We start from the raw sequence: 12,208 nt of genomic DNA on the forward strand, positions 1-12,208 counted from the left end.
GTATGTTATTCGACTAACGTGTCAGGCTAAATTATCAAACTTAGTATTGTCTTTTTGGGCTAATATAGAGAGAAGTTAAGGCTATTGTTATATATATGGGGGATGTAAAATGAGCACTTATAAAGTTGGTTATCAATGTAAATGTTGTGGGAATTATCACGATGAACTTCCCTTGAGTTATGGAAGTCCTGTTCCTGATTACTATGAAGAAATACCATTCGAAGAACAAGAAAGACGAATAGAGATGAATGAAGATGTGTGTATTATTGACGATGAATATTTCTTTATTCGTGGATATATTGAACTTCCAGTAATAGATGGGGAAGGTCCTTTTATTTGGGATGTTTGGGTTTCATTAAGTGAAACGAATTTTGATAAAATGATGGAGTTTTGGGAAGTTGAAGGCAGAGAAAAGGATTTGAAACCAATGTTTGGTTGGCTGCAAACTTCTATTCCTTGTTATTCAGAAACACTAAACTTAAAAACAATGGTTCATACTCGTCCAATAGGTCTACATCCTTCTATAGAATTAGAACCAACAAACCACCCATTATCCTTAGAGCAAAGAGAAGGAATTGGATTTAAAAGAATAAAGCAGATAGCAGAAGATTTGTGTAATGTAGAAGAAAAATAATAACTCTGCTTAATGAACTCCCTCAGTTTAATAGATAATGCTCACGAATACTCGCTTATTCGCAGGATTTCAAACCACATGGTATAGGTTGCTTTAGATGAACGAAAGAGATAGGACCGTTTTGATAAGATGAGGGCAGATTGAAATAGGGGATCTGTTGAAAATCCCATATTATTACATATACTGCACGCATTCTCCACGCTGCCCCTGGAGGCTTTCCCTCCCATGTCTCAACGGGTCATAATCCTATGCCCTTTCATTCCTTCGTCATGCCTATCCAAGGGGTGAAGGCCGGTTTTGCTAACGGAACGGGTCATTGCCCTTTTGTTCATTACATCCAGTACTTCGTGCTTTCTTTGAAATCCTACGAATAAGCCAACTTTCGTTAAATAACAATGTGAATGTAAATTTACGCTGCTAGTTGTTCAAGTGGGAAGATCATTTCCGGTTTATAGGTAGAGCCATTACGAGCTATCCCTACTAGGACACGGGCGAGTTTTTCACAAAGTTTCATGATGGATTTCATTTTCTTAATCTTCTTCACTTTAACATTATTCGAGTGTAGGGCTTTAAATTCAGGGTTATTCATCACTAGACTCATGGTCGCAAGGAAGAGGTAACGCCGCAGGCGTGATCTTCCACGTTTGGAAAGAACAATTTGGCCTTTCCACTTCCCAGAGCTTGCTTCAGCGAGATGCAATCCTGCATGACGAAGGAGCGCATTCCCGTGAGCGAACCCACTCAGATCTCCAGCTTCTCCTAAGATTCCCGCTAGTGAAATCTCGCTGATTCCTTTAATGGCAAGTATTTGCTTAACGAATGGAATCTGTTCCAAGACCTTTGTGACTTCTTGCGTCACTCTTTCGAGTTGGGATGAAGCGAGATCGTATTCCTCTAATAACTGTCCCAAGTGAAGTTTATACGCATCAAGGGCTTGTTTCGTACCAATTGAACGCTTGGCCAATACAAGCAGGGAACGGGCTTTTTTATGCCGGAATGTCGCTTCATACATGATTTCCAACCGGTTACGATATCTTGAGGCTGTAAGGAACATAATTCAGCTGGGGTAGGAAAGAGGCGTAGGGTTGCGATTGCCCCTTTACATGATACGTCTTTAAACACTTGCCGGAGCTCGGGAAAGACAACATCTACCCAGCGATTAATTTGGTTGATGGAGCTAACAAGACGCTTAACGATCACATCTCGGTTAGCCATAAGGACACGAAGTTTTTCAAATGATTCTGAAGTTGAACAAACGAAGGCATAGTAGCCATTCTTCACCATATCAGCGATGACAAGGGCATCTTTTTTATCACTTTTGGATTGCGTATTATCACGATTTTCTTTGTTTCTTTTGACATGGTGAGGATTGACGGTGACGACATCTATGTTTTGTTTGACTAGCCACTTTGAAAGGTTTATCCAATAATGTCCGGTAGGTTCCATTCCGACTATCGTTGTGTCTAGGTTTTTCGTTTGTTTTAGTTCCTGGATCCAGTTTAGTAATCGAGTAAAACCCTCTTCGTTATTTTCAAAAGACAAGGGTTTCCCGACCACAATGCCCCGAAAGTTTACAGCACGGGCCACGTGTACGTGTTGGGCAATATCCACACCAACAACTAGATGTTGATCCGTAATTCTCTCAATTAGTTGATTTTGTTTGTTTTGCATTTTAAAATTCATAGTAGGGCTTCCTCCTTAAGACTTTGAGTTAGATTGGTCTCTATCTCTATACTCGTATCTTACTGAGGGGCTCTATTTTTTTCAAACCTGATATTTAACGATCTACAGGAATGCTAACGGGTGCATTAGTAAAAAATTGAAGGGTGATTAATAATTGAGAAATCCAGTAAAGATTCAGGCCATTATTGAAGAATTGGAAATGCAGTTTGATGAGTCTCGGACATTTTTAAATGTAAAAACTGGTGAAATCATTTCAGTAACTTTGGATGACTTGAGAGCAGCTGAAGATGAAGAAGAATTTGGGCATTTACCTGAGTGGGAACAAGAAGATAGAAAAGTTGCTAATGATGTATTTGAAAACTTTGAGAATTACAAGGAACTCCCAACAAAATATGAAGTAAATGAATATGAGATTATAGAAGACTTTTGCTTTACTGTTAGTGATGAAAGAAAGCAAGATAAATTATTAAGTTCAATTAAGGGGAAGGGTGCTTTTAGAAGGTTTAAGGACAAAATTATTGACTTTGAAATGGAGAACCAATGGTATTCTTATCGTGACGAACGATATAAACAAATTGCGATTAAATGGTGTCTAGACAATAACATAAACTTTATTGATGATTAGACTTTAAAAATGTATGGCACGAGACCTATGGCTGAACAAAGAGCTGTCTTTAAGGCAGCTTTTTCGTGCGCCCGGCAGGGGTGCAATCTATAGGGTGAAAGTCCCGAACCATGAAGGCAGTAGTAGTGGTTAGCTTAATGCAAGGGTGTCCACGGTGACGTGGAATCTGAAGGAAGCAAGCGGCAAACCTTCGGTCTGAGGAACACGAACTTCATATAAGGCTAGGTATCATTGGATGAGTTTGCGAAACAAAACAAAGTCCTTACTGCCGAAGGTGCAGATAGATGGAGGGAAAGATTGCACTCTTACCCGGGGAGGTCTGATGACAGCCAAGTACACTTGGTAACCTGTCCAGTGATGGACAGCTGAATCATCAGAAGTCAGCAGAGGTCATAGTACTTGTCTACTCGAGAAGATAAGGAAGGACCGAACAGATTAAGGAGGATGAATACTAGGCGTTCGTTATCTGCGAAGAAGCAAACAATTCCTAACGGAACTTATTTGAAGGAAGATGTGGTGAATACACGGGGAACTTCAAAAGGGTGGAGCAGATAAAGGCACAAATAGACCATTTATCCACGTAGAAAGGATATCAACGATGTTAATGGAACAGATACTAGAGAGGGAAAACTTAATACAGGCATTGAAGCGTGTAGAAAGAAATAAGGGAAGCCATGGTGTAGATGGAATGCCGGTTCAAAACCTGAGACCGCACCTCGCAACCGAATGGTACAACATGAAAACTGCCCTTTTACAGGGTACCTATCAACCGAAGCCCGTCCGTCGTATCGAAATCCCGAAACCAAACGGCGGAGTTCGGCTATTGGGTATTCCAACCGTTCTAGACCGTTTCATTCAACAAGCCATTGCCCAAATATTAACCAGGATATATGACTCAACCTTTTCGGAGAATAGCTATGGTTTTCGCCCTAACAAACAAGGGCACCAGGCGGTTCGAAAGGCAAAGTCCTATATAACCGAAGGTTATACATGGGTAGTGGATATGGACTTGGAGAAGTTCTTCGATAAAGTGAATCATGACAAGCTCATGGGAATGTTAGAGCGGAAAATTGAAGATAAACGAGTTCTCAAACTGATTCGTAGATTCCTTCAAGCAGGCATTATGATAGGCGGACTTTTTCATAAAAGTGAGGAGGGAACTCCGCAAGGAGGTCCGTTAAGTCCTTTATTATCTAATATCATGTTAGACGATTTAGATAAAGAACTAGAGAAACGCAATCTTCGATTCGTAAGGTATGCGGATGACAGTACTATCTTTGTGAAGACACGAAAAGCCGCCAAACGTCAATGGGAAATATCTCAAGCTTCATTGAAAATAAGCTGAAGCTAAAGGTCAACTACGAGAAGTCGAAGTATGATCGCCCTTGGAACAGAACGTTTCTCGGTTTTAGTTTCACGAAGTCAAAGAAGAACCCGAAGGTTCTACTGGCTAAACAAACGGTGAAGAGAGTAAAGAAACGAATCAGGGAAATGACCTCGAGAAAATTACCGAAACCCATGAAACTCCGAATAAATAAGTTAAAGCAATACCTTAGAGGTTGGATGGGTTATTTCGCCCTCATTGATACTCCGAACGTTTTGAAGAATTTAGATTCATGGATTCGAAGAGACTCAGGATGTGCCTATGGAAGCAATGGAAATTGCCAAGAACGAGAGTGAGGAAACTCAAAGGATTAGGCGCCCCATTTGGAAAAGCGTATGAATGGGGAAATAGCAGAAAGGGTTATTGGCGCATAGCGCATAGTCCTATTCTAGACAAAACCCTTAATAATGTTTATTGGCACCACCAAGGGTTAGTAAATCTATATGAACGATATACAAAACTACGTCAGACTTAAACTGAACCGCCGTATACCGAACGGTATGTACGGTGGTGTGAGAGGTCGGAGGCTAGGCGCCTCCTCCTACTCGATTTTATGGAACTAAAGGGACAGTTTAGTTGAAGTAGTGATAAAATAAAGGGGAAATTAGATAATATGAAAGAAGTGAAGGTTTTGATTAAATATAAATGCCTCCATCATGTAAGTCTTACTGTGACAGATTTGGAAAGAGCAAAAGAATTTTATGGTAAAACTCTATGTTTAAAAGAAATACAGCGTCCTGATTTTGATTTTCCAGGTGCCTGGTATGAAATAGAGGGACATCAACTGCACTTGATAGTCGATCCCTCTTCACAGACGATTCGTAAGGATAAAAGCTTATCCAGCAGAGAAGGTCACTTTGCCCTTAGAGTCGATAACTACTATGACACTCTTAAATGGTTAAAGCAGAATGAAGTTGAAATCCTTGAAAAACCATACGGAAAAAGTGGATTCGCACAAATTTTCTGTGCTGACCCAGACGGTAATTTGATTGAACTAAATGTTAATCAAAACAATCTATGAGTAATCTAAGATAAAGGCTGCCATTACTGAGTCTTTTCTTATTGAAGAAACGGGGCAGGATAGTGGAACAAAATGCCTTTTTTGAGGATGGAGGATAATGGGAACCAATAATGTAGAATCCATAAAAATTAGATCTATAATGATAGAGGATTAAAATTTTTTAAAAATAGACTTTGCCTTATTAAAGATAATAATAATGAAAGGAGGAACTAAATTGGGAGGAACTGAATTTGAATATGTTTTAGATCACGTTGGAATTGCTGTTAGAAGTATTGATGATGCTCTTCCCTTTTATCTTAATGTATTAAATGGAGTATTAGAGGACCGTTATACAAGCGATACACCTGGTGTTGAAGTACACGTTGCTGTTGTCAGAACTAATGATAAAGTAATTGAATTATTGGCACCAACCAACAAGAACTCTCCAATGGCTCGGTTTATAAAGCAACGAGGAAAAGGGGTACATCATATTGCATATCGAGTTGACGATTTGGACAAAGCAATACTCGAGGCAAGTACAAATGGAGTTCGTTTTCTAGAGGACACACTACGTACAAACACACGTGGAAGAAGGCTCATTTATGTTAATCCCGCATCAACTGATGGAACTTTGATTGAACTTTGTAACTATCCAAATAATTAAAGAAAATTTTTTATCTTAATTGGTAAAGGAAATTCAAAGCAACAATTGGGGAATTAACGTGAACTTTAAATAATCTATTACGCTGTTCAACTAACAGGTACGTTAACTTAAGATCAGAACTGTCTATAAGGCAGCTTTTTCATAGTCTACTATTAGGGCAGGATAGTTCCTTAAGAATGAAAAAACCTAAAATCACCATAACGAAGACTTATTTTTAGGGGGAAAAACATGAGCCTTAATCATGGTTTTATCTTATTTCCAAGACACCTGAAATAATAGATTTTTGGATGTAGAGAGAAAGAAAAAACAGTGTCATCGGCAGTGTTGTGATACATGATGATTTGATTCAATACATTATTGACTCATTAAAATGGATTCTAAGTAAAAAAACATCATTGCGATGGACTCCAAGTGGCTGAAGTATTAACTATCATGGAGTAACCCTTAAACGAATAGCAAAACCAGTTGAAATGGATGAAAGCATACCTTTTCTTTCATCCAATGTTTCGAATTACATATTGGGCGAAATCATCAATGTTAGTGGCGGAAGATGGCTTCTGATAATTGGGAGTTTTTCCGAATGCGTTATTATGCAAGCTGTAAAAAAGAGACCAAAATAAAGTGGTCTCTTTTATTTGTTCAAATATCATTAAAAAAGGTCTGTCCGGAAAAGTCGAATTCAGCCGAAATTGGGCCAGTCCTTTCGATCTTAATGCAGTGTTTTCACTTCTTCATATCCAGTTGTGAAAAGTACGAGAGCAGGTGATGAATTGCTATCTGCATCTTTTCTACCTGTTGCATCGATTATAAGTTGTGTAAGCTTCCAATAATCCTATCGGTCCTTGGACCCACCCTATGGGGTGTGTCCTATTAGGGATACCTGAATGTCCCTTTATGATAGCAGCTCGAAAGGATCAAATACGCAGTTTCATACTTGTTTTATTTTTACCATCACTTAAACAATATTAGGAAAAACATCCATAATTATTATTCAAAGAAAATAATATTTATTCTAAAAATTCATATTATAATACTTTATTCTTATGCTATATTATAGGGAGAATTATTTATTATCACGTATAATCTAAGAAGTGGAGTGATTTGAATGAAGAAACTTGGTTTACTTAGTATGTTTTTGATTTTATCTATCTTTATCTCGGCTTGTGGAACCAGTGATGAAAAAAATGCAGGTGAGGAAAAGAAACCTGAAAAGGTATATAAAGTTGGTGTTGATACAACTTATCCTCCTTTTGAATTTAAAGAGGGGAACGACTATAAAGGTATTGATATTGAGTTAATCAATGCAATAGCGAAAGACCAGGATTTTAAAATCAAATTGTCTCCTATGGATTTCGGTGGAATCATTCCAGCGATGCAAGCCAATCAGCTTGATGTGGCCATTGCGGGAATGAGTATTACGGAGGAAAGAAAAAAGGTAGTAGATTTCTCAACACCGTATTTTGATGCAGGATTAACAATAGTTGTTAAAAAGGATAATACAAGTACTAAAACGGTTAAAGATCTTAAAGGAAAGACCATAGCAGTGAAAAAAGGGACAACAGGTGCTAAATATGCACAGGATAATGCTACGAAACTAGGGATTAAAGTTGTTCAATTTAATGATAGTCCAGCAATGTTCCAGGAAGTGGCCAACGGTAATGCGGATGCTCTTATAGAAGATTACCCGGTTATCTCCTATGCAATCGCCCAAAAAGATCTTGGGTTGAAGATCGTAGGTGACCGTTTGAATGGTGATCAGTATGGGATTGCTGTATTGAAGGGGCAAAACAAGGATTTATTGAAGAAAATAAATGATGGTCTTGCCAATATTAAAAAAGACGGCACGTATGATGAGATTATAAAAACGTATCTTGGTGAATAAATTCATGATCAATAGGCGCGCATAAAGCGCGCTTTCTTTTTCAAAGGGGTGAAAGGAATGGATATAATTGTTGCGGCATTGCCTATTTTATTAAAAGGACTTCAGGTGACACTTTATATCTTTGTGATTGCCATTATCCTAGGTTTTTTGATTGGTTTAGTGGTGGCCTTGCTGCGACTTGCCCCGATCAAGATCTTGAACTGGATTGCAAAGGTTTATGTGGATGCTATACGGGGGACACCGTTCATTGTGCAGTTGTTTTTTATCTATTTTGGTGTAAATTCTTTAAATTTGATTTCTTTGAACAGTACAACAGCAGGAATTATTACCGTTGCAATCAATGCAGGGGCATATTTTGCTGAAATAATAAGGGCAGGAATACAATCCATCGATAAAGGACAAACGGAAGCGGCAAGATCCATCGGGTTCACGGGTACTCAAACAATGAGATATGTCGTGCTGCCGCAAGCCTTTAGAAGGATGCTCCCTACCATTACGAACCAATCGATCATCAGCTTGAAAGATACTTCTCTATTATCCGTCATTGGTATAGCGGATTTAACTCAGCAAGGTCAGATTCAAGCTTCGGCAACCTTTGAAGCATTCAAGGTTTGGCTGGCTGTAGGTGTGATTTACTTTATCATCATTTATTTGTTAACCCTTATTGCTAATTTCATTGAAAGGAGGGTACAAGTTCGATGAGCATCATTACTGTAAAAAACCTGAGAAAATCATTTGGAACTGTCGAGGTTTTAAAAGATATTAATGCAGAAGTGCAAGAAAAGGAAGTAATTTGCGTAATAGGCCCTTCCGGATCTGGAAAGAGTACATTCCTGCGTTGCCTGAATCTCCTTGAGGAGGTTACGGGCGGTGAGGTGGTCATTAACGGACATGATATAACCGATCCTAAACGGAAAATCAATATTAACAAGGTCCGGCAAGAAGTTGGAATGGTTTTTCAACATTTCAATCTATTTCCTCATAAAACGGTGATGGAAAACATAACGTTGGGCCCTATTAAAATTCGTGCCACCGATAAAGCGGAAGCGGGAAGATTAGCGCTTGAGTTATTGGATAAGGTTGGTCTCAAGGAAAAAGCAAATAGCTATCCAGGGGAACTTTCCGGTGGACAAAAGCAACGGGTTGCCATCGCAAGGGCATTAGCGATGAATCCGAAAATCATGCTATTTGACGAACCGACTTCGGCACTTGACCCTGAAATGGTCGGGGATGTTTTAGAGGTAATGAAACAACTTGCTAAAGAAGGCATGACAATGGTCGTGGTTACGCATGAAATGGGCTTTGCTCGCGAAGTCGGGGACCGGGTCATATTCATGGATGGAGGGTATATTGTCGAAGAAAATGAACCGAATCAACTATTCGGTAACCCTCAGCACGAGAGAACCAAGGCATTCTTGAGTAAAGTGCTTTAACGGAATGCGAGTGTGGGATTGCCTGTAATAAATTAGTATAAGTATTGCCGGCATTGAAGTGGATTATGAAAGAAGTTGTGCATAAAGTGTGGACAAAGAAATGCGGGAAAACCCAAACGCATAAGCCTTTCCCTTATCTTTGTGCATAACTTTTTTTAGAGTAAAATAAGAAAAGAAACCTATGCAATCAACACCTGCATAGGTTTCTTTTTTATTTACTTGGAACCGTAACTAATCAGGTTCGTCATGATTCGATATCCGCCTGGAACCTGACCTTGAATTTGCCTGTATAGGACCAGGTTAGTGTAGAGGTAGGTGCCTTTACCGTATTTAGCCATGAGGATTCCGCCATCAAATGGTTCTTCATTCGGATCAGCCATGGAAATGAATGTTTCAAACCGTTCGTCCCATTTCATTGGGAAGTACAATCCTCTTTCTTGAACCCAATTGTTCCAATCGTCCGTTGTTATTTTGTTTGGATAGTTAAAAAGCGCTGATTCTGGTTTAGACACGTTGACCGTGGCATTTTCATCGGTTACCCGCCAGCGAATGGAAGGATTCCCGAGGGTAAGTGGATATGGGGCAGTTTTCTGGGCATCCCATCCATCACCCGGTTTATGGTACTGAACGACGAGATGACCGCCGTTTTCCACATATTCAAGTAAGCGCGCGTTATTTGCCTTTAGATCTTCCCTGGATAGATAGGCACGTATGCCTGTAACGATCGTGTCGTATTGGCTTAAATCACCTTCAGCTAAATCAGCTGCAGTTAACTTTGTGATGTTAAGGCCAGCGTTGCTTAAGTAATCTGCCACTTTATCAAATCCACTCTCAATGTAACCCACTTTTAATGAAGCTGGCATCAAAAGCTCAAATGCAACGGTATTGATTGCAGCTGGATATCGGTAATAGAAGGTTCCGATATGGTCATAGGAAATCTCCTGAATGGTTGAATCAAAGGTTTTTCCATTGACCGTGGCAACTGCCTTAACCTGAAATTCACCATTTTGAATTGCCTTCGGTGGTGTTAGAGTGAACTTCACTTGTTTTTCTTCTGATTTTTCATTAAATGATACGGTGGTTTTTTTGGGATGAACTTCCCAATTTTCAGGAATTTTTAAAGCGACCTTTGCTGCTGTTTTTCCTTTTGTATAATTTTTCAAGGTTACGGTCACTGGTATTTTTTCTTTTACATCTGATGTATTTACCACGATATCTTCAGGGGATAGGTTAAGACCAACGTCAGGAAGGACAGCAATCGTTCCATCCAATTCTTCCATGATGGCGGTTTTGGTGCTGCCGTATTTATAAGAAATGCTGGTTGTAATTGTTGATTCATCATAAGCATGATAATAGGCTGCATCTTCAGGGACTTCGACCTGGTAGGTTATTGTCGTTGATTTATTTGGTGCTAGATTGACTTCTTTAGCTTTTGTTTTAGCCTTCCATCCTTTAGGTACGTTCAATGCAGCAGCGACTTTTTTCAATGTTTGTTTCCCGTTATTCCTCACCGTTATGGTTACGTTCGTATTCTGGCCTTTTGTAAGGATCATTGACGCTGCTTTAGCTTGAACATCCAGTCCTGAAGAGACATAACTGACATTTTGTAATTGCTCTTCTTTTAATGAGAGCTTATGAAGTAAGTCGTTTTTCATGGCAGGGCTTAGCTTTGCCTTTTTGATTTGCGCAGTAATTGAACGAACATTGGCGAGAGCCGTTTGGGAAGTTGAAAAAACCAGTTTATCATTTGGATAAGCTTCAATAACAGCATCTAAATTCCGTTGTAGATATTTAAATTCACCTTTTAATTTTGATGCTGAGCGAGGGAGTTTTTCAGCCCATTCAGTAAAATCATAAGGTATGCCTGCAAATAGGTCCGACTGGCTTTTTGTATCAACGGCGCTTTGCTTCAAATCTAGATGGACCTGGCGCGGTGCTGCAGGGATATCAGAGCCCATGCCTTGGCTTTTATGCAGATACCGGGATTGTTCTCCAAGCTGTGGGTAAGTCATACCGTATATTGGATCATATTTACCGATTTCAATCGAAGTGGTTGCTTGATCTGCGGAGGAAACAGGTAAATATAACTTTTTCACTTGCCATACCAATAGACCTTGTTTCAATTGTTTTGGAAAAACAGTAGGATCAGCGGCATCCTTAAAGGCACGTTCGCTTAAGATTGTCATTGTTCGATGATGTCCATGCTGGGTATCATCATTTTGGAAGGATGGCATCAATATATCAGGCTGATACGTCCTAATAAAGCGGATAAGCCGTTCATACGTGAGTTCCTCGCCCCATTTTCCCAATGTTTCCTCTGGTGTTTTAGAGAATCCGAAATCATAGATGGGATCAGAGGTTGTTTCACTTAGATGATAGGCCTTAACTCCGGTGATTTTTGCAGCTTCTATCATTTCCCTTGAACGGATGATTCCAAGAGCATTGTCCAGTTCATCCCCAATTTCATTTTGTCCTCCTTCACCCCGGTTTGCAATCAGGCTGGATGTCTTCACCCCTAACCCTCTCGATAGATAAGCGAGAAAGTCACTGCGCTCATCATCAGGATGGGCACCGCTGTTTAAGAATGTCACGGTCGTCTCGAGTGGCTTGACCGCATTCCATAACTCAACTTTGGCTTCCTCCGGATTTGCAGCGGAACCTCCAAACGGCAATAATGCAAGAACTAGCAAAAGGGAAAGCAACGATAAAAAAGCTTTTTTCATTTTCTTTTAACCCCCTTCAACCTTAATAAAATACCCAAGCTTTTGTGAAGAAAAAAATGTAGGTTAGTAATATTTTCTAACTAACCAGATGAAAAAACTTATCTAATAAATAGCACTAATGGTTATAAATGTAAATAATTCGAAGTAACTATTAAAAGGTTAGTATTTAAAATATTCAGT

Annotated in this window: 8 protein-coding genes and 2 pseudogenes; 8 read left to right on the plus strand and 2 right to left on the minus strand. The window is 39.4% G+C overall.

Annotated elements, in window-relative coordinates; translation table 11 throughout:
- Positions 1-109: 109 nt before the first annotated feature.
- Positions 110-634: a DUF2199 domain-containing protein gene (locus ABIE66_RS03180; protein ID WP_370013824.1), complete on the plus strand. Its 525-nt coding sequence runs from the start codon at positions 110-112 to the stop codon at positions 632-634.
- Between the two features lie 409 nt (positions 635-1,043).
- Here ABIE66_RS03180 and ABIE66_RS03185 read toward each other — a convergent pair.
- Positions 1,044-2,317 (minus strand): annotated as a pseudogene (locus ABIE66_RS03185) (IS110 family RNA-guided transposase).
- A 154-nt stretch (positions 2,318-2,471) separates the two neighbouring features.
- Here ABIE66_RS03185 and ABIE66_RS03190 point away from each other — a divergent pair.
- The 7 genes and pseudogenes from ABIE66_RS03190 (at position 2,472) to ABIE66_RS03220 (ending at position 9,305) form a co-directional block, all read left to right on the plus strand.
- Positions 2,472-2,942 (plus strand): UPF0158 family protein, encoded by a 471-nt coding sequence (locus ABIE66_RS03190; RefSeq protein WP_370013825.1) that lies wholly within the window; start codon positions 2,472-2,474, stop codon positions 2,940-2,942.
- Between the two features lie 598 nt (positions 2,943-3,540).
- A pseudogene (gene ltrA, locus ABIE66_RS03195) lies at positions 3,541-4,801 on the plus strand (group II intron reverse transcriptase/maturase).
- Between the two features lie 156 nt (positions 4,802-4,957).
- Positions 4,958-5,347 carry a VOC family protein gene (locus tag ABIE66_RS03200; protein WP_370016969.1) on the plus strand — a complete coding sequence of 130 codons (390 nt, stop codon included), beginning with the start codon at positions 4,958-4,960 and terminating at the stop codon, positions 5,345-5,347.
- Between the two features lie 214 nt (positions 5,348-5,561).
- Positions 5,562-5,990 carry a VOC family protein gene (locus tag ABIE66_RS03205; protein ID WP_370013826.1) on the plus strand — a complete coding sequence of 143 codons (429 nt, stop codon included), beginning with the start codon at positions 5,562-5,564 and terminating at the stop codon, positions 5,988-5,990.
- Positions 5,991-7,095: 1,105 nt separating this feature from the next.
- Entirely contained in the window at positions 7,096-7,872 is a 777-nt protein-coding gene (locus ABIE66_RS03210) for a transporter substrate-binding domain-containing protein (RefSeq protein ID WP_289323672.1), read from the plus strand.
- Between the two features lie 57 nt (positions 7,873-7,929).
- Positions 7,930-8,574 (plus strand): amino acid ABC transporter permease, encoded by a 645-nt coding sequence (locus ABIE66_RS03215; RefSeq protein WP_289323673.1) that lies wholly within the window; start codon positions 7,930-7,932, stop codon positions 8,572-8,574.
- A complete protein-coding gene (locus ABIE66_RS03220; protein WP_289318015.1) occupies positions 8,571-9,305 on the plus strand; it encodes an amino acid ABC transporter ATP-binding protein in 735 nt (244 codons plus the stop codon). The genes ABIE66_RS03215 and ABIE66_RS03220 overlap by 4 nt, the downstream gene beginning before the upstream one ends.
- Positions 9,306-9,520: 215 nt before the next feature.
- Here the strand turns inward: ABIE66_RS03220 and ABIE66_RS03225 are convergent, their stop codons facing one another.
- Positions 9,521-12,028 (minus strand): NEW3 domain-containing protein, encoded by a 2,508-nt coding sequence (locus ABIE66_RS03225; RefSeq protein ID WP_370013827.1) that lies wholly within the window; start codon positions 12,026-12,028, stop codon positions 9,521-9,523.
- Between the last annotated feature and the right edge of the window lie 180 nt (positions 12,029-12,208).

It is taken from the genome of Peribacillus sp. B2I2, from assembly GCF_041261685.1.
In the GTDB taxonomy this organism is placed as follows: Bacteria; Bacillota; Bacilli; order Bacillales; family DSM-1321; genus Peribacillus.

Coding starts and splice junctions, on each gene's coding strand:
- ABIE66_RS03180 (WP_370013824.1), top strand. CDS start 110: ATGAGCACTTATAAAGTTGGTTATCAATGTAAATGTTGTGGGAATTAT.
- ABIE66_RS03210 (WP_289323672.1), top strand. CDS start 7,096: ATGAAGAAACTTGGTTTACTTAGTATGTTTTTGATTTTATCTATCTTT.
- ABIE66_RS03215 (WP_289323673.1), top strand. CDS start 7,930: ATGGATATAATTGTTGCGGCATTGCCTATTTTATTAAAAGGACTTCAG.
- ABIE66_RS03220 (WP_289318015.1), top strand. CDS start 8,571: ATGAGCATCATTACTGTAAAAAACCTGAGAAAATCATTTGGAACTGTC.
- ABIE66_RS03225 (WP_370013827.1), bottom strand. CDS start 12,028: ATGAAAAAAGCTTTTTTATCGTTGCTTTCCCTTTTGCTAGTTCTTGCA.